Genomic DNA, 16,564 nt, shown 5'->3' on the forward strand with positions numbered 1-16,564 from the left:
CGCTCAGGTGTGAGCGGCCGACGGGTCCGTCGGCGGCCTAAACACGAAAGCGCGGTGGGTCATGGGTGCGATGCTACTACAACGGCGAGAGGCCGCGCCCGGAGCGGACACGGCCTCGACATGCGGGGTGCTCCCCTACTCGGGGACCTCGACCCGGATCATGAGCGCCTTGCCCTCGGCGGTGACCTGGCCGTGGGCGCGGATACGACCGGCCACGTAGACCTTGCGGCCCTCGGTCCGCTCCACCCAGGAGGTGATCTCCAGCGGGGTGAACAGCGGGGTGGGGCGGCGGTAGTCGATCTCCAGTCTGGCGGTCAGGCCGGGGCTGGTCTCCACCGAGGAGACGCTGCCGACGGCCTGGTCGAGCATGGCCGCGATCCACCCGCCGTGGACCAGCCCGGGAGGCCCCTGGTAGATGGTGTTGAGGGTGACCTCGGCACGCATCCCCTCGGGGGTGCGCATGAGGGCGAGTCGGGGCGCGGCCGGGTTGGTGTCGCCGGCGACGATGTTGGTGATGGTGCCGATCTCGGTGGTGCCGTCGCCGAGGTCTCGGGTGACCATGGTGCCCACCTGGCGCCGGTCGACGTCGAGGCGGTCCGTGAGCCCTCGGACGGTGGCGGCGGCCTCGGCCAGGGTCTCGGTGTCGGCCCGGGTGTTGCCGACGGCGTCGATGAGGTCGTGGACGCTGGAGACCAGGGAGTGCAGCTCGGCGGGGAGGGAACCGCCCTCGACCAGGGGAAGGCCGAAGGCCCGGGGGTCGGGCGTCTCGGTGGTCGGTTGCGTGTTGACCGTCATGTGTTCCTCGTCGGGTCGGTGTTCGTCGTCGCCGGCCCGTACCGTGGCCCGGCCCACGTCAAAACCGAATCGTACTCGGTCGTATTCCGGTGGGCGCGAGGGGTGATATGCGCCCCCCGTCACACATCACGGAGACGGGGGACACATTCGGGAGGATCCGCTCAGGTCAGAACGTGTTCCATGTGCCGGTGCGGGATGTTCGCGTCGAGGAACTCCTCACCGTGGGCGGTGTACCCCAGCCGCTCGTAGAAGCCCAGCGCGTGGGTCTGCGCGTGCAGCTCCACCCGCTCCAGCCCCAGCTCGCGCCCCAGGTCCTCCGCGGCGCGCACCAGCGCCGCGCCGATCCCGCGTCCCCGCCCCTCGGGCAGCACCGCCATGCGGCCCAGGAGCCCCACGCCCGCGCCCTGGTCCACCAGGCGGACGGTGCCGACCGGGACCCCCTCGTCCAAGGCCAGGAGGAAGGCGGCGGTGGCGTCGCGCTCGTCCCATTCCTCATCGATGGGCACCTTCTGCTCGGCGACGAACACCGCTCCCCGGATGACGAAGACGGCCGCACGGTCCTTCTCGTCGTGGGCGCGGCGGATCTGTGGCTTGCTCATCCGCGCAGACTAACGGACACCTTCGGTCCACCTCTAACCTGGGTGTATGGGCATGCCCGACGAAGTCCACCCCACCGTCGAGGACCCGCGTGTGGAACGCGCGCGGTACTGGCGGTTCTCCGGGCTGCCCGATACCGAACTCCTCACCGCTCGCTTCGTCACCACCTCCTTCACCCGGCACACCCATCCCACGTACACGATCGGGATGATCACCGGGGGGATCGAGGAGTACTCCCATCCCGGAGGCCGGTCCCGGGTCGGTCCCGGCGGGCTGGCGGTCGTCGGCCCCGGCGAGGTGCACACCGGACACGCCGGGATCCCGGAAGGGTGGGGCTACCGGGTCTTCTACCCGGCCCGCGAGGTGGTCGAGGGGGTCGGGCGCGAGCTCGGGATGCGCGGGACCCCCGGTTTCCGCGAGTCCGGAATCGACGCCCCCGAGGTCTCCCGGGTCCTGGTGGCCGCGCATATGGCCGCCGAGCGGGGGGAACGCCTGACCTCCTCCGCCCTGCTCCGGCGTGGGCTGGCGATGCTGTTGCGCTCCCATGGGCGGGAACCGGTCGGGAACGTCGTCGAACCCACCGCCCGGCCCGAGGTGGAGCTGGCCCGCGAGCTGCTGACCGGGGCTCTGACCGATCCGCCGTCCCTGGAGGAGCTGGCCGCCCGGGTGGGTCTGGGGCCCTTCGCTCTCAACCGGGCCTTCCGTTCCCGCTACGGGCTTCCGCCGCACGCGTACCTGAACCAGCTGCGGGTGGACCGGGCCCGGACCCTGCTGGCCGCGGGCCGACCGGTGGGCGAGGTCGCCTCGGAGGTCGGGTTCGCCGACCAGCCCCACCTGACCCGCCACTTCCGCCGCCATCTGGGGGTGCCTCCCGGCGCCTACCAACGGGCCCTCCTGTCTCCCTGAGATGGACCACCGCCTCTCCGCCGCCCCCGAGGCGGCAAGAACGTTCAAGACGGAACACCCGGACCCGCCTAACGTGGGCGAACGTGATGTTCTTGTCTCGACTACGTTCCCCGGCCGTCCGGGACAGCCTGGGTATCGGTATCGCCGTGGGCGCCGCCGGCCTGGCCTTCGGTACGGCCGCCGTCGCCGCGGGGCTCTCCCCCGCGCAATCCGTGTTCCTGAGCGCGTTCATGTTCACCGGGGCCTCCCAGTTCGCCCTGGTCGGGGTGATCGCGGGGGGCGGAAGCCTCGTCGCGGGCGCCTTGGGCGCACTGCTCCTGGGCGCCCGCAACACCCTGTACGGGCTACGACTGACCGACGTCCTCGGCTGGAGGGGGTTCCGGCGCGCCGCGGCCGCCCACGGGGTGATCGATGAGACCACCGCCGTGACCCTGGCCCAGCCGGACCGGCGGTCCGCCCGGACCGCCTTCCTGACGACCTACGTCGTGTTGGGGGTCTTCTGGGTGCTCTTCACCCTGGTGGGGGCTCTGGCCACGGAACGGGTGAGCGACATCGACGCGTTCGGCCTGGACGCGGTGGGGCCCGCGATCTTCCTGGGGCTCCTGTGGCCGCGGCTCCGTGACGGAGACGGCCGTACCCGCCTGATCGCGTTGGTGGGCGCGGGCGTGGCCCTGGCGACCACCCCTCTGCTGCCGCCCGGGGTCCCCGTGCTGCTGGCCGCCTCCGCCGCCGCCATCGCGCTGATCGGCACCGGAGGACGGACGAGGCCCTCCTCCGAGAGCCGCTCCGAGGAGGTGGGGGCATGAGCCTGTGGATCGCCCTGATCGCCACCGCCGCCGGATGCTATCTGCTCAAGTACGCGGGGATGGCCGCCCCTCGACGCCTGCTGGACCACCCCTGGGTCCAGAGGTTCGCGGTCGCGGTCCCCGTAGCCCTGCTCGCGGCCCTGATCGCGGTGGAGGCCCTGCGGGGCGAGGGACAGGCGTTGGCCTGGGACACCGCCCGCATGGCCGGGGTGGGCGCGGCCGTGCTCGCCCTCGCCCTGCGGGCGCCCTTCCTGGTCGTAGTCGTCGTGGCGGCCGCCACGACAGCCGCGATGCGCGCCTTCGGGCTCTGAGCCGAGGGATCCGGGTGACTTGTGGCGGCTTGTCCACAGGCCTTTCGTTCCGGCCTTGACCGGCCTCGGGAGGCCTGCGAGAGTCGGCCGCATGTCACCCGGGACACGCTCGTCCCGGTACGCCTTGAGAGGACCTTGCGACGATGGAAGGACCCGCCTCCATGGCCACTGCCGCACAACGGCCCCAACCCCCCACCGACACCGCCGCCCACGCGGCGGTGGAGGTCCTGGCCGCGGCCGGGATCCAACGCTGCTACACCGTCCCCGGGGAGAGCTTCCTCGAACTGTCCGACGCCATCGACCGACACCCCGGGATGCGGTTGATCTCCACCCGGCACGAGGGCGGCGCCGCCTTCATGGCCGAGGCCGACGCCAAACTCACCGGGGTCCCCGCCGTCGCCGCGGCCACCCGAGGTCCGGGCGCGTCCAACCTGGCGGTGGGGGTGCACACCGCCATGCAGGACTCCACCCCCATGATCGTCTTCCTTGGCCAGGCCGAGACCGAACGGCTGGGTCGCGAGGCCTTCCAGGAGGTGGACCTGACCGCCTTCTACGCGCCCATCACCAAGTGGTCCACCACGGTCCACCGGGCGGACCGGCTGGCCGAGATCACGGCCCGGGCGATCAGGATCGCCACCACCGGCCGCCCCGGCCCGGTGGCGATCGCGGTACCGGGAGACCTGTTCGGGCAACGGGTGGGCGAGGTGCCGACCCCCCGTCCGATGTCCCCGCCGCGCCCGCCCCTCTCGGAGGAGGACCGCGACCGGCTGGCCTCCTGGCTGACCCGGGCCGTACGACCGGTGATCATCGCCGGCGGCGGGGCCCGGGCCGCGCGCGAGGACCTGGTGCGGGTGGCCGAACGCTACAGCGCCGGCGTCTACGCGGCCTGGCGCCGCCAGGACGTGTTCCCCAACGACCATCCGCTGTACCTGGGCCACCTCGGTCTGGGGGCGCCCAGCGCGGTCCTGGGGGCGTTGGCCGACGCCGACGCGGTCCTGGTGGTGGGCTGTCGGATGAGCGAGACCACCACCCAGGGGTACCGGCTCCCCGAGTCCGACGGGCGCACCCGGGTGGCCCAGATCGATATCGACCCGGAACAGGTGGGCGCCACCAAGGACGTGTGGGCGGGTGCCGTGGCCGACGCCGGGGAGGCGCTGCGTTCACTGGCCCTGGCCCCGGGCCGGCCGCTCTACCGGGATTGGAGCGCGGCCCGAAGGCTGTGGATCGAGAGCTCGGCGGTGCCCTCCGACGTCGAGCTCCACCGGGGCTCGCGTATGCACCCGTGGGCGGTGATCGCCGGTATGCGGGACGCCCTTCCGGAGGACACCCTCATCACCAACGACGCCGGTAACTTCGCCTCCTTCCTCCACCGGGGCTGGTGGTATCGGCACGCGAACACCCAGCTCGCGCCGACCAGCGGCGCCATGGGCTACGCGGTGCCGGCCGCGATCGCCGCCAAACTCGCCGCGCCGGAGCGCACGGTGGTGGCGGTGGCCGGCGACGGCGGCGCGTTGATGACCGGTCAGGAACTGGAGACGGCGGTCCGTACGGGGGCGGCCGTGACCGTGGTGGTGTTCCAGAACGGTCTGTACGGGACCATCGCCATGCACCAGGCCCGTCGGCTCGGACGGATCGCCGGAACCGAGATCGGCGGCCCGTTGGACCTGGCCGGCTACGCCCGGGCGTTGGGAGCGCGGGGCGCCACCGTGCACACCCGGGAGGAGCTGGAGAAGGCCCTGTCCGAGGCGGTCACCGCGGAGCTGCCGACCCTGGTGGACGTGCGCACCGATCCGGAGGTGATCAGTCCGACCGCGACCATGTCGGATCTGTTGGGCGAGGTCTGAGGCCCGCCCCGGCCGGCAGGGTCACTCGTCCTCTCCCACCGCGGCCTCGCGCAGGGCGCGGACGACGGCGCGGATGGCGGGTCGCCGCGATGCGTCGGTGCGCCAGAAGACGTAGACCTGCCGGACCAGGGCGGGTTGGACCGGGATCATCCTCACCCCTTCGGGCAGGGGTCCCCTCCCCATGCGCGGCATGACGGCGGCGCCGATCCCGGCCGCGATCAGCGCCAGTTTGGTCTGGTGTTCCTCGACGTTGTGCACGATCCGGGGTTCGCCGCCGCGCCGTCGGATCATGTCGTGCAGCCAGTCGTCGCAGATGGAGCCGCGCGACCAGCTGATCCACGGAAGGTCGAGGATCTCGTCGAGTTGGAGGAGTTCGCTGTGGGCCAGCGGGTGGTCGGCGGGTAGGGCGATATCGCTGACGTCGTCGGTGATGGGGGCCCGCGACATGCCTTCGGGCAGGGGCATCGGGGCCCCGTCCCAGTCCACGACCAGGGCCATGTCGGCCTCTCCCCGCATCATGGAGGGCAGGATCTCGTGGGGCTCCTCCTCGCTCAGTTCCACGTGCAGCCCGGGGTGTTCCTCGCGTAGCGCGAGCAGGGCCCGTGGGAGCAGCCCGCGGATGGCGGTGGGGATCGCCGACAGGCGCAGGTGACCGGTGACGTCGTCGCGGTGGGCCTCCAGGTCGGCCTCGGCCTGGTGGACCAGCGAGAGGATCCGGGAGGCGTGGTCGACGAGGAGTTCGGCGGCGGCGGTCAGTCGCACCCCGCGGCCGTTGCGTTCGACGAGGGGTTGGCCGACCTCGCGTTCGAGTTTGGCGAGTTGTTGGGAGACGGCCGAGTTGGTGACGTGGAGGGCCTGGGAGGCCGCGCTGAGGGAACCGTGGACGGCGATGGCGTGCAGGACCCGGAGCCGGTCGACACTGAGCATGTAAGAGATACTAACTTCTGAGTTTAGAAGAATGAAGTAGACCTAAGAATAAGTACGGGATAGAAACATCCCATGGCCACCTCTTCCACCGGGCTCGCCCACTCGCTGTCGGGCTGGCGTGCCAAGTTCGCCGTCCTCGCCCTGGTCTGGGGCATGAGCTTCGTCCTGATCCGTGTCGGCGCCGAGGTGTTGACCCCCGTCCAGCTCTCCCTGGGACGCATGCTGACCGGGGCCCTGCCCCTGCTCGCGGTCCTGCTCCTACGCGGAGGCCGCCTGCCCACCTCTCCCCGGCTGTGGGGCCACCTGTTCGTGGCCGCCCTGCTGCTCAACACGATCCCCTTCACCCTGTTCGGTTACGCAGGGCAGCTCATACCGTCGGCCCTGATGGGGATCGTCAACGCCTCGACCCCGCTGTTCGGAGTGGTGTTCTCGATCCTGCTGCTGTCCGACGAACGCCCCGACCGCGACCGCCTGCTGGGGCTGGCCATCGGCTTCCTCGGCGTGCTCACCGTCTTCGGGGTGTGGAACTCCTTGGAGGTCTCGGTGATGGAGGATCGCGACTCCCTGGTCGGCATGCTCCTGGTGGTGGGGGCCACCGCCTGCTATGGAATCGGCACCCCCTACCTGCGCCGGTTCGTCGCGGGCACCTCGCACGGGGCCCTGGAGCTGAGCGCCCTCCAACTGCTGCTCGGCTCGGTACCCCTGCTCCTGATCGCCCCCTGGGCGGGCGGGATCCCCACCGACCTGACCTGGAGGGCGGCCTTGGCCGTGGCGACGTTGGGCGCCCTCGGGACCGGTTTCGCCTACGTCCTCCAGTACGGCATCGTGCGTGCCGCGGGGGCGACGGTGGCGACCACGGTCACCTACGTGGTGCCGGTGGTGGCGATCGGCGCCGGGATCGTGCTCATGGGCGAGACCCTGAGCTGGAATCAGCCGTTGGGCGCCCTCGTGATCATCCTGGGCGCGGCCCTGTGCCAGGGGCTCCTGCGTTCACCCCGCGCGACCCGCGCCGGAACACGCTCCCCGGACCACGACGCCCGCCCACGACCGACGGCCACCGCCCCGGAGCCACCCGAGACCCCCGTGGGCACGCGGGGCCCCGGCACGACCCCCCGCCCCTGAGTCTCAGGGACGGGAACACGAGATCGCCCGCGCCCCGCGAGAGAACGCGGGACACGGGCGATCGGGCCTCGTACGCGGGCTACTCCTCGCGGAGCCGCTCCACGGCCTCGGCCAGGTCGTCGGGGTAGGGGCTGGAGAACTCCACCGGCCGGTGCTCGGTCGGGTGGTCGAAGCCCAGCCGGACCGCGTGCAGCCACTGACGCCGCACCCCCAGCCGCTCGGCCAGGGTGGGGTCGGCGCCGTAGAGCATGTCCCCCACACAGGGGTGGCGCAGCGCCGCCATGTGCACCCGGATCTGGTGGGTACGCCCCGTCTCCAGCTTGATCTCCAACAGGGTGGCGGCCCGGAAGGCCTCCTCCGTGTCGTAGTGGGTGATCGAGGGGCGTCCGCCCGCGACCACGGCCCATCGACCGTCACCGGCGGGGTGCCGACCGATCGGGGCGTCCACCGTGCCCCGGAACGGGTCCGGGTGTCCCTGGACGAGCGTGTGGTAGCGCTTGTCCACGGTGCGCTCCTTGAACGCCCGCTTGAGCACGCTGTAGGCGGTCTCGCTCTTGGCGACCACCATCAGGCCGGTCGTGTTGGCGTCCAACCGGTGCACGATGCCCTGGCGTTCCGCCGCGCCGCTGGTCGCCAGCTGCACACCGGAGGCCAACAGCCCCTCCAGGACACTGGGGCCGGTCCAACCGACGGTGGGGTGGGCCACCACGCCGATCGGCTTGTCGACCACGATGATGTCGGCGTCCTCGTGCACGATGGTCATGCCCGGGACGGGTTCGGCGCGCGGGACCGGAGCGGTGGGCGGCGGCGGAAGGGTGACCTCCAGCCAGGCCCCCGCCTGGACACGGTCGGACTTGCCCGCCTCGGTCCCGTCCAGCAGGACGTTCCCGTCACCGATGAGTTCGGCGGCCCGGGTCCGGGACAGGCCGAACATCCGCGCGATCGCGGAGTCGAGCCGGTCGCCCTCCAGACCGTCCGGTACCGGCAGGCTCCTGGTGTCGCTCATGTGTTCTTCCGTCCCTCGCCGTCGTCCTCACCGGTGGTCGCCTCGGTCTTGTCGTCCGAGGCCAGGGTCCCGTCGAGGTCGATCCCCCTGAAGGTCAGGAAGACCACCAGGCAGGCCCCGACCACCACGCAGGAGTCGGCGAGGTTGAACACCGGCCAGTTGGGCAGCCGGATGAAATCGACGACGGCCCCGTGGAAGGGTTCCGGTTCACGGAAGAAACGGTCGATGAGGTTGCCGGCCGCACCGCCCATCATCAATCCGAGCGTGATCCCCCACCACACGCTGCGCACCCGGAGACCGATGTAGGCGATCCCGAGGACCACGAGGGTGGCCACGATGGTGAACACCCACGTGTACTCGGTGCCCATCGAGAAGGCGGCACCGGTGTTGAACACCAGGGTGAACTGTAGGAAACTCCCGATCACGTCGACGCTCTCGCCCTGGCGGAAGGTCGCCAGGGCCCATTCCTTGGTGGCGAAGTCGACGGCGATCGCGGCGACCGCCACCAGCAGCAGGAGTAGGTACCTGCGCGGGCGGGCGCTCTTCTCGTCGGTCGTGGCCATGTTGCCGTCCCCGGAGGGCTCCATCTCGGTCAGCGACGCTCCTCGCGCTGTTTGCATGTGACGCACAGGGTGGCCCTGGGAAAGGCCTGGAGACGCGCCTTGCCGATGGCCTGGCCACATGACTCACAGGCCCCGTAGGTCCCCGCGTCCATCCGTTCGATCGCCCGTTCGCTCATGGCGAGCAGGTCACGAGTATTGTAGGCCAACGCCAGATCGTGTTCGCGTTGGAAGGCCTTGGCGCCGACGTCCGCGGGGTCGTCCCCCGCCCCTTCGACCGGGTCGGTGAGCCGCTCGGCGACCTCGTCCTCGTTCTCCCTGAGCTCGGCCTTGCGGACCTCGATCTCGATCTCCAGCAGACCTCTGACCTCGGCGAGTTCCTCGGGGGTCCACGGGCTCTCCCCCGCCCGGACCGGTAGCCTCGCCGCCTGGGTGACCTTCATCGCACTCCCCTTTCGGGTGGCCCACGGATCCCCCGCACCCCTGACCGGACCACGAGGGCGCGCCCCCTACGCGTTGCCGTGGGCGATGATGCCGCGAAGCCTAGGCAATGAACCGGTTCAAGGCAACGATCCCGGCCGCCGGATCGGACGGTGGTAGAGCGCGGTCGGCCGCACGATCGTGCCGCCGAACATCCCGCGATCGACGACGGTGCCGGTGTCCTCCCACCCCTGCGCCTCGTAGAAACGGCGGGCTCGGGTATTGGCGGACAGCACCCACAGCACCGCCCGGTCCTCGGGGCATCCGTCCATCGCCGAGTGCACGGCGGTGACCAGTCTCTGATTGACCCCACTGCCCCACACCGAGGGCAGTGAGTAGAAGGCGCCCAGGTCCACGACCCGGGTCCCCTCCCCCTCCGTCCCTCGGGGAGCGTCCGTCGTCTCGAAGCCGGCGAAGGCCACGACCCCGTCCCGTTCCTGCGCCACGAGGACGCCGTCCCCGCCCCTACCCTCACGGAGACGGGCCTTCCACATCCGGGTGAGCCGTTCGGGGTCGAGACCGTCCAGGAGCTCGTCGGGGATGATCCCCCGGTAGGCCGCCTGCCAGGAACGGACGTGGACCTCGGCGATGGACGGTGCGTCGTCGGGCCGTGCCTCACGGATCGTCATGCCCACCATCATCGTCCCGAGGTACCCGCCCGACCAGGGCCCTAGGGCCCGATGGCCCCATATCGGTCACTCGGCGACGGCGAAGCCCCCGTAGTCCTCGGCCAGGAGGGACAGGTGCGGTTCGTCGAAGACGGCGGGGCCTCCGTGCGGACCGGTCGACACCTCGATCACCCAGTCGACGTCCTCGGCGTCGTCCTCCCCCGCGAGCATGTCCCGATGCACCGCGCAGGGCTCGTAACCCTGTTCCAGGAGCTGTTCGGCCAACTCGTCCGCGTCCTCGCGGTCGGGCAGGGTCACCAGTACCGTCCCCCGTGTACGCTCCACCATCACCGCGCCCCTTCCTGTACGGTTCAGCGGCCTACCTCGCCGTACTGCGTTATCCTGAACCCGTGTCGATGGGGACGAGTAGCGTTGGCCCCGACCGGGCGGACACAGCCTATGAGGGGCTGGACCGGCCAAGCGACCCGGGGACGGTGTGAGCCCGGGGGTACGACCAGCGCGAAGATCACCCCGGAGCGGCCGGAGGAACAGGCGCCCGTCCCGAGAAATCGTGGATCCGCCCCAGTAGAACCGGCGTTGACCCAATGAAGCGGGACCCGCCGCCGAACCGCCCAGCGGTCACGGCCGCGGCTCCAAGGAGGGTGGTACCGCGGGGCCCAGGCCTCGTCCCTCCGTCAGGAACATCCCTGATGGAGAAAGGTACGACGGTGACCGACGACCCCCGGCCCGAATCCCGCGCGCTGCCCCAACTGCCCGCTCAGATCGACCTGCCCGCGATGGAGCGCGAGATCCTCGGCCGCTGGTCGAAGGAGAACGTCTTCCAGCGCTCCCTGGACCAGACCCGCGGCAACGAGAACTGGGTCTTCTACGAGGGCCCGCCCACCGCGAACGGACAGCCCGGCGTGCACCACGTCGAGGCCCGCGCGTTCAAGGACGTCTTCCCGCGTTTTCGTACGATGCGCGGTTACCACGTCGACCGCAAGGCCGGCTGGGACTGCCACGGCCTGCCCGTCGAGGTGGCCGTGGAGAAGGAACTCGGTCTGAGCGGCAAGAAGGACATCGAGGCCTTCGGCATCGCCGAGTTCAACGACCGTTGCCGTGAGTCCGTCCTGCGCAACGTGGACGCCTTCACCGCCATGACCGAGCGCATGGGCTACTGGGTGAACATGGAGGACGCCTACCGCACGATGGACCCGCGGTACGTGGAGTCCGTCTGGTGGGCCCTGAAGCGGATCTGGGAGAAGGACCTGCTGGTCCGCGACTACCGGATCAGCCCCTACTGCCCGCGCTGTGGCACCACGCTCTCCGACCACGAGCTGGCCCAGGGGTACGAGACCGTCACCGACCCCTCCGTCTACGTGCGGTTCCCGGTGACCTCCGGCCCGGCGGCCGCCCCCGAGCACCCGACCTCCCTGCTGGTGTGGACCACCACCCCGTGGACCCTGGTCTCCAACACCGCCGTGGCCGTGCACCCCGACGTCGAGTACGTGGTGGCCACCGACGGCGATGAGCGTCTCATCGTCGCCGCGCCCCTGTTCGAGCAGGTGCTCGGCGAGGGCTGGGAGCTCACCGGCGAACGCTACGAGGGCGACGAGATGGAGCGTTGGACCTACCAGCGCCCCTTCGACCTCGTCCCCTTCGACGAACCGGCGCACTTCGTGGTCCTCGCCGACTACGTCACCGTCGAGGACGGTACCGGTCTGGTGCACCAGTCGCCGGCCTTCGGTGCCGACGACATGACGGTCTGCCGCGCCTACGGTCTGCCCGTGGTCAACCCGGTCCGCGCCGACGGCACCTTCGAGGAGGACCTCCCCCTGGTGGGCGGGGTGTTCTTCAAGGAGGCCGACAAGACGCTGGTCCGCGACCTCAAGGACCGCGGTCTGCTCTTCCGTCACCTGAACTACGAGCACTCCTACCCGCACTGCTGGCGCTGCCACACGGCGCTGCTCTACTACGCAGTGCCGTCCTGGTACATCCGCACCACCCGGATCAAGGACGAGCTGCTCGCCCAGAACGAGGTCACCAACTGGGTGCCGGAGAACGTCAAGGAGGGTCGCTTCGGCGAGTGGCTGCGCGGCAACGTCGACTGGGCCCTGTCCCGTAACCGTTACTGGGGTACCCCGCTCCCGATCTGGGAGTTCCCCGATGGCCGCCGGATCTGTGTGGGCTCCCTGGCCGAGCTGAGCGAGCTCAGCGGCCAGGACCTGTCCTCGCTGGACCCGCACCGTCCCTACGTCGACGACATCGTCATCCCCGACCCGGACGCCGACCCCTCCCTGCCCGAGGAGCAACGGGTCGCCCGTCGTGTCCCCGAGGTGATCGACGCCTGGTTCGACTCGGGTTCGATGCCCTTCGCGCAGTGGGGCGCCCCGCACGTCGACGAGGAGACCTTCAAGGCCAACTTCCCGGCCCAGTACATCTCCGAGGCCATCGACCAGACCCGCGGCTGGTTCTACTCGCTGCTGGCGGTCAGCACCCTGGTGTTCGGTCGTAACTCCTACGAGAACGTGGTCGTCCTGGGCCACATCCTCGCCGAGGACGGCCGCAAGATGAGCAAGCACCTGGGCAACGTCATGGAGCCCATCCCGGTGATGGACCGCCACGGCGCCGACGCCCTGCGCTGGTTCATGCTGGCCTCCGGATCGCCCTGGACCGCCCGCCGGGTCGGTCACGCGGCTCTGGAGGAGATCGTCCGCAAGGTGCTGCTGACCTACTACAGCACCACCTCGTTCTTCACTCTGTACGCCAACGCCGGTTCCGGTTGGGACCACTCGCTGCTGGCCCAGGCCCCCGCTCCCCAGGACCGTCCGATGCTGGACCGGTGGCTGCTCTCGGAGCTCAACGAGGTCGTCCGCGACGTCACCAAGGCGATGGAGGAGTTCGACACCACCGGCGCGGGGCGTCGTCTGACCGCGTTCGTCGACGACATCTCCAACTGGTACGTGCGACGTTCCCGTCGCCGGTTCTGGCGCGGGGCCCAGAGCCCCGAGGGCGCCGCCGCCTTCGCGACGCTGTTCGAGGCGCTGGAGACCGTCACCCTGCTCATGGCCCCGGTCGTGCCGTTCCTGACCGACCACGTGTGGTCGGCGCTGCGCCGCCCCGAGGCCGCCGACTCGGTCCACCTGGCCTCCTGGCCCCGGGTGAACGAGGACCTGATCGACCCCGCGCTGTCCGAGCAGATGGCGCTGGCCCGTCGTCTGGTGGAGCTGGGCCGTTCGGCCCGCGTCGACTCGGCGCTGCGCACCCGTCAACCGCTGGCCCGCGCCCTGGTCGGGGCCCCCGGCTTCGCCGACCTGCCGGAGCAGCTGCGCGACCAGGTGTCCGACGAGCTCAACGTGGCCGGTCTGGACTCCCTGTCCTCGGTCGGCGGCGACCTCGTGGACTACGTCGTCAAGCCGAACTTCCGAGCGTTGGGCAAGCGATTCGCCAAGCGCACGCCGCTGGTGGCCAAGGCCGTTCAGAGCGCGGACCCGGCCGCCCTGGTCGAGCGGGTGCGCGCCACCGGCTGGGCCCAGGTGACGGTCGAGGGCGAGTCGGTGGACGTGAGCGCCGACGAGATCCTGGTGACCGAGCAGCCCCGTGAGGGCTGGGCGGTGGCCTCCGAGTCCGGAGAGACCGTCGCGCTGGACCTGGAGCTGACCCCGGAGCTGCGCCGCGCGGGTCTGGCCCGGGAGATGGTCCGGATGCTCCAGGAGGCCCGCAAGAACAGCGGCCTGGAGGTCTCCGACCGGATCCACGTGTGGTGGGCCACCGAGGACGAGACCGTCCGGCTGACGCTGGAGGAGCACGCGCGGACCATCGCCGGTGAGGTGCTGGCCGACAGCTTCGTGGCGGGCGCGGGAGAGGACACCCCGCACTCGACCCGGTCCGAGGAGTTCGGTGTGACCTTCGCCTTCCGCAAGGCCTGATACGACGACGAAGGGCGCCGTCTCCCGTGGGGAGGCGGCGCCCTTCGTCTCGTTCTCAGCCGCTGTAGGAGGAGTCCTTGCGACCCTCGGCCCGGTCGCGTTCCTCTTCGTCGGCGTCGACGGTCTCGTCGAGGATGGCCGCGTAGGCGATCGCGGCGTCCTCCTCCTTCGTCGACCGTTCGGTGTCTTCGCCGTCGGTGTCGTCCTCGGGGTCCGTCCCGGAGGTCTCCTCGGGTTCCGGGGGGTCCTTCTCGGCCTTGTCGGAGGTCTTCTCCGCCTCTTCGGGGGCCTCGTCCTCGTCCCGGACCTCGGTGTCGTCCCCGGTCGAGGCGTCGGTCGTCTCGTCCGGCGTGTCGGAGGCCGAGGTGTCCTCCGTCGCCTCCGCGGCGACCGGCGCGATCGGATCCTCCATGTCCTCGCGCTCGTCCGCCCCTTCGACCTCGGTCGGCTCCGTCACGGTCTCGGAGGTCGGGGAGGGCTCTTCGGTCTTCTCCTCGTCGACCTCATCGGCCGTGTCGATAACGGCCGGCGCGTCGTCCGTCCCGGTCTCGTCCGACCTCTCCGAGGTCTCGACGTTCTCGTCGGAGATCGGCCCCGTCTCCTCGGACGCGGCCTCCTCCTCGAGGTCCATGTCGCCGGAGACGGGCGTGTCGGGGTCGGTGGTGGTCGAAGCACCGGCCGGGGCGTTCTCGTCCTCCTCCGGGGCGGTGAGGGCCTCGGAGGCCCCCTCCCGCTCCGATGGTTCGGTCCGCTCGACCGCGGTGTCGCTCTCGGAGGTCTCCGGTTCGCGCGTGTCGTCGTCGGTCGCGGACTCGTCGTCCTTCGTGCCGGCGGTCTCCGAGGGTTCCTCGGACTCTCTCCGGTCGATGTCCTCCCGAGCCTCGGCCACGGGGGCCGGCCCGGGTTCCCCGACGGGTTCCTCCACCGCGGTCACGGTCTCCGGTTCGGGCTCCACCGGGGTGGAGGCCTCCTCCGGTTCCGTGACGGTCGTGGGCTCCTCGACGGGTTCGGAGGCCGATCCCTCTTCGGGCTCGGCCTTCACGAGGTCTTCGTGTTCCTCCCGCTCCTCCTCGGCCGTCGTGGCCTCGGGGGCGGAGGTGGTCTCGTCGCGGGCGTCGTCGCCCGCGGTGGGGGTCTCGGTGTGGGGCGGGGTCCGGGCCGCCATGACCGGTTCGGTCCGATCGCCCGCGGTGGGGGTCTCCCAACGGGGGATCTCGAACTCGGGGTCCTCCGCACCGTCGTCCGTTCGGTGCGTCTCGAAGGTCTCCCCCACAGGGGTGACCCGCACCGGCGGTTCGGCCGGTGCGGGTACGCGCCCTGTCGGCTCCTGCTCCCACACGGGGCCCGGCGCGATGCCGGCCCCCGGCCCGGTCGTCATGGGGACGGACGACTTCCCCAAACCGCCCGTCCGTACCGTTCCCGGTCCGTCCTTGCCGAACCTGCCTTGGAGGAGCGCCCCCAGTAGGAGGAGGACGCTCAGTCCGCCGAGTCCCAGTGCGATGTACACCAGGGTGGTCTCGGCGAGCACCAGAGCAGCCGCGATGACGGCTATGGCCGCCAGCACCGCCACGGTGGCGAGGATGCTAAGGATCACGGGTCGACCAGGGCCTTTACACGTGTAGAGCTGGAGTCTTCAGTTGTTCGGAGCCGCCTGCCACCGAGAGCTCAGCGGCGCTCGTGCGGGGTCTCGCCCGGGTGGAAACCACCGTGCTGGGCGGGCTCGGGCTGACCGAACGGGTTGCCGCCGGGGCCGTGCTGCTGGAGCGCGGGGGCACCGCCGGACTGCGGGTTCATCGTCTGGAAGCCGCCCGTGGTGTTCGGGTTGGGCTCCACCGACTTGCCCTCTTCGTTGAGCTCGCGCAGCTGACGCTCGAAGTAGTCCTTCAGGCGGCTGCGGTACTCGCGCTCGAAGTCCTTGAGCACGTTGACCTTGTGCTCGAGCTCCTCGCGCTGCTGGACGAGGCTGCCCATGACCTGACGGTGGCGCTCCTGGGCGTCGCGGTCGAGGTTCTCGGAACGGGCACGGGCCTCACCGATGATCTGGTCGGCCTGACGGCGCGCCTTGCCGAGGATGTCCTCGGACTCGTGGCGGGCGCGGCCGAGGGTCTCGTCGGCCTCACGGCGGGCGTCGCTGATCGCCTGGTCGGCGGTCTGCTGGGCGAGGGCCAGGACGCGGGCGGCCGTGTCCATGTTCTCCTCACCGCCCATGGCGAGGTTGGCGCCGGTCATCTGCATCGGGGCGGGCGGCTGGGCCGGCTGCTCGACAGGCTGCTGCGCCTGCACGGGCTCCGGGCGCACCTGCTCCATCTGCTGCTGCGGCTCCTGCTGCTCCTGAGGCTGCTGGAAGTCCTGCATACCGGCGTTGGGGACCTTGCCTCGAAGGCACTCGGCCAGCTTGCCGCGCAGTTCCTCGTTCTCCTGGATCAGCCGGTCGAGTTCCGACTCGACCTCGTCGAGGAAGGCATCGACTTCCTCTTCGTCATATCCCGGCCGAAGCCGGGTGGTGCTGAACTGCTTGTTCCGCACATCGGCGGGTGTCAGCGGCATGTTCGTCTCCTTGGCGCGCTTGGAGTCTGTCCGTAGGGACGCTACCCGATCGTGACCTTACGGCAATCCAGATCATGACCAAGACCACATATCGGAATCCAGGGCGGTTTTTTCGCCCTGGCCCTT

16 protein-coding genes are annotated in these 16,564 nt (G+C 70.7%); 6 read left to right on the forward strand and 10 right to left on the reverse strand.

Features of this window, described 5'->3' with window-relative positions; all coding sequences use genetic code 11:
• Positions 1-135: 135 nt before the first annotated feature.
• Both U9J66_RS06595 and U9J66_RS06600 read right to left on the reverse strand, forming a co-directional pair.
• Positions 136-795 carry a PaaI family thioesterase gene (locus tag U9J66_RS06595; protein ID WP_026124917.1) on the reverse strand — a complete coding sequence of 220 codons (660 nt, stop codon included), beginning with the start codon at positions 793-795 and terminating at the stop codon, positions 136-138.
• Between the two features lie 161 nt (positions 796-956).
• Positions 957-1,394, reverse strand: coding sequence for a GNAT family N-acetyltransferase (locus U9J66_RS06600; RefSeq protein ID WP_014911672.1), 438 nt, complete (start codon positions 1,392-1,394; stop codon positions 957-959).
• Positions 1,395-1,446: 52 nt separating this feature from the next.
• On the opposite strand from U9J66_RS06600, the gene U9J66_RS06605 reads away from it, so the two are divergent.
• The 4 genes from U9J66_RS06605 (at position 1,447) to U9J66_RS06620 (ending at position 5,259) form a co-directional block, all read left to right on the forward strand.
• On the forward strand, positions 1,447-2,298 hold the full coding sequence (locus U9J66_RS06605) for a helix-turn-helix domain-containing protein (protein WP_014911209.1): 852 nt from the start codon (positions 1,447-1,449) through the stop codon (positions 2,296-2,298).
• 86 nt (positions 2,299-2,384) lie between these two features.
• Entirely contained in the window at positions 2,385-3,104 is a 720-nt protein-coding gene (locus tag U9J66_RS06610; protein ID WP_187294601.1) for an AzlC family ABC transporter permease, read from the forward strand.
• Positions 3,101-3,415: an AzlD domain-containing protein gene (locus tag U9J66_RS06615; RefSeq protein WP_026124919.1), complete on the forward strand. Its 315-nt coding sequence runs from the start codon at positions 3,101-3,103 to the stop codon at positions 3,413-3,415. The genes U9J66_RS06610 and U9J66_RS06615 overlap by 4 nt, the downstream gene beginning before the upstream one ends.
• A 161-nt stretch (positions 3,416-3,576) precedes the next feature.
• Positions 3,577-5,259 (forward strand): thiamine pyrophosphate-dependent enzyme, encoded by a 1,683-nt coding sequence (locus U9J66_RS06620; protein WP_014911869.1) that lies wholly within the window; start codon positions 3,577-3,579, stop codon positions 5,257-5,259.
• Between the two features lie 21 nt (positions 5,260-5,280).
• On the opposite strand, the gene U9J66_RS06625 is transcribed toward U9J66_RS06620, so the two are convergent.
• Positions 5,281-6,186: a LysR family transcriptional regulator gene (locus U9J66_RS06625; protein ID WP_014912176.1), complete on the reverse strand. Its 906-nt coding sequence runs from the start codon at positions 6,184-6,186 to the stop codon at positions 5,281-5,283.
• A gap of 72 nt (positions 6,187-6,258) precedes the next feature.
• Here U9J66_RS06625 and U9J66_RS06630 point away from each other — a divergent pair, with 72 nt between their 5' ends.
• On the forward strand, positions 6,259-7,308 hold the full coding sequence (locus U9J66_RS06630; RefSeq protein ID WP_161111550.1) for a DMT family transporter: 1,050 nt from the start codon (positions 6,259-6,261) through the stop codon (positions 7,306-7,308).
• A gap of 79 nt (positions 7,309-7,387) precedes the next feature.
• On the opposite strand, the gene U9J66_RS06635 is transcribed toward U9J66_RS06630, so the two are convergent.
• The 5 genes from U9J66_RS06635 to U9J66_RS06655 form a co-directional block, all read right to left on the reverse strand.
• Positions 7,388-8,314: an RluA family pseudouridine synthase gene (locus U9J66_RS06635; RefSeq protein WP_014910717.1), complete on the reverse strand. Its 927-nt coding sequence runs from the start codon at positions 8,312-8,314 to the stop codon at positions 7,388-7,390.
• On the reverse strand, positions 8,311-8,877 hold the full coding sequence (gene lspA, locus U9J66_RS06640) for a signal peptidase II (RefSeq protein ID WP_326337411.1): 567 nt from the start codon (positions 8,875-8,877) through the stop codon (positions 8,311-8,313). The genes U9J66_RS06635 and lspA overlap by 4 nt, the downstream gene beginning before the upstream one ends.
• 29 nt (positions 8,878-8,906) lie before the next feature.
• A complete protein-coding gene (locus U9J66_RS06645; RefSeq protein ID WP_014912766.1) occupies positions 8,907-9,317 on the reverse strand; it encodes a TraR/DksA family transcriptional regulator in 411 nt (136 codons plus the stop codon).
• Between the two features lie 117 nt (positions 9,318-9,434).
• Positions 9,435-9,983: a GNAT family N-acetyltransferase gene (locus U9J66_RS06650; protein WP_042281279.1), complete on the reverse strand. Its 549-nt coding sequence runs from the start codon at positions 9,981-9,983 to the stop codon at positions 9,435-9,437.
• Positions 9,984-10,049: 66 nt separating this feature from the next.
• Positions 10,050-10,310, reverse strand: a complete 261-nt coding sequence (locus tag U9J66_RS06655; protein WP_026124920.1) for a hypothetical protein — start codon at positions 10,308-10,310, stop codon at positions 10,050-10,052.
• A gap of 380 nt (positions 10,311-10,690) precedes the next feature.
• Here U9J66_RS06655 and ileS point away from each other — a divergent pair, with 380 nt between their 5' ends.
• The gene (gene ileS / locus U9J66_RS06660) at positions 10,691-13,891 is read left to right on the forward strand and encodes an isoleucine--tRNA ligase (protein ID WP_326337307.1); all 3,201 of its coding nucleotides are present in this window, start codon (positions 10,691-10,693) and stop codon (positions 13,889-13,891) included.
• Between the two features lie 55 nt (positions 13,892-13,946).
• Here the strand turns inward: ileS and U9J66_RS06665 are convergent, their stop codons facing one another.
• Together U9J66_RS06665 and U9J66_RS06670 are read right to left on the reverse strand one after the other, a co-directional pair.
• Positions 13,947-15,485 (reverse strand): hypothetical protein, encoded by a 1,539-nt coding sequence (locus tag U9J66_RS06665; RefSeq protein ID WP_326337308.1) that lies wholly within the window; start codon positions 15,483-15,485, stop codon positions 13,947-13,949.
• A 71-nt stretch (positions 15,486-15,556) separates the two neighbouring features.
• Positions 15,557-16,438, reverse strand: coding sequence for a DivIVA domain-containing protein (locus tag U9J66_RS06670; protein WP_014908354.1), 882 nt, complete (start codon positions 16,436-16,438; stop codon positions 15,557-15,559).
• Positions 16,439-16,564: the final 126 nt, after the last annotated feature.

The sequence above is a fragment of the Nocardiopsis sp. LDBS1602 genome (assembly GCF_035818715.1).
GTDB classification, from domain to species: Bacteria; Actinomycetota; Actinomycetes; order Streptosporangiales; family Streptosporangiaceae; genus Nocardiopsis; species Nocardiopsis alba.

Excerpts from the sequence above, each read along its gene's own strand:
- U9J66_RS06630 (WP_161111550.1), top strand. The coding sequence starts at position 6,259 with ATGGCCACCTCTTCCACCGGGCTCGCCCACTCGCTGTCGGGCTGGCGT.
- U9J66_RS06605 (WP_014911209.1), top strand. The coding sequence starts at position 1,447 with ATGCCCGACGAAGTCCACCCCACCGTCGAGGACCCGCGTGTGGAACGC.
- U9J66_RS06620 (WP_014911869.1), top strand. The coding sequence starts at position 3,577 with ATGGCCACTGCCGCACAACGGCCCCAACCCCCCACCGACACCGCCGCC.
- U9J66_RS06645 (WP_014912766.1), bottom strand. The coding sequence starts at position 9,317 with ATGAAGGTCACCCAGGCGGCGAGGCTACCGGTCCGGGCGGGGGAGAGC.
- U9J66_RS06595 (WP_026124917.1), bottom strand. The coding sequence starts at position 795 with ATGACGGTCAACACGCAACCGACCACCGAGACGCCCGACCCCCGGGCC.
- U9J66_RS06610 (WP_187294601.1), top strand. The coding sequence starts at position 2,385 with ATGTTCTTGTCTCGACTACGTTCCCCGGCCGTCCGGGACAGCCTGGGT.
- lspA (WP_326337411.1), bottom strand. The coding sequence starts at position 8,877 with ATGGCCACGACCGACGAGAAGAGCGCCCGCCCGCGCAGGTACCTACTC.
- U9J66_RS06600 (WP_014911672.1), bottom strand. The coding sequence starts at position 1,394 with ATGAGCAAGCCACAGATCCGCCGCGCCCACGACGAGAAGGACCGTGCG.
- U9J66_RS06625 (WP_014912176.1), bottom strand. The coding sequence starts at position 6,186 with ATGCTCAGTGTCGACCGGCTCCGGGTCCTGCACGCCATCGCCGTCCAC.
- U9J66_RS06670 (WP_014908354.1), bottom strand. The coding sequence starts at position 16,438 with ATGCCGCTGACACCCGCCGATGTGCGGAACAAGCAGTTCAGCACCACC.
- U9J66_RS06635 (WP_014910717.1), bottom strand. The coding sequence starts at position 8,314 with ATGAGCGACACCAGGAGCCTGCCGGTACCGGACGGTCTGGAGGGCGAC.
- U9J66_RS06615 (WP_026124919.1), top strand. The coding sequence starts at position 3,101 with ATGAGCCTGTGGATCGCCCTGATCGCCACCGCCGCCGGATGCTATCTG.
- U9J66_RS06650 (WP_042281279.1), bottom strand. The coding sequence starts at position 9,983 with ATGACGATCCGTGAGGCACGGCCCGACGACGCACCGTCCATCGCCGAG.
- U9J66_RS06655 (WP_026124920.1), bottom strand. The coding sequence starts at position 10,310 with ATGGTGGAGCGTACACGGGGGACGGTACTGGTGACCCTGCCCGACCGC.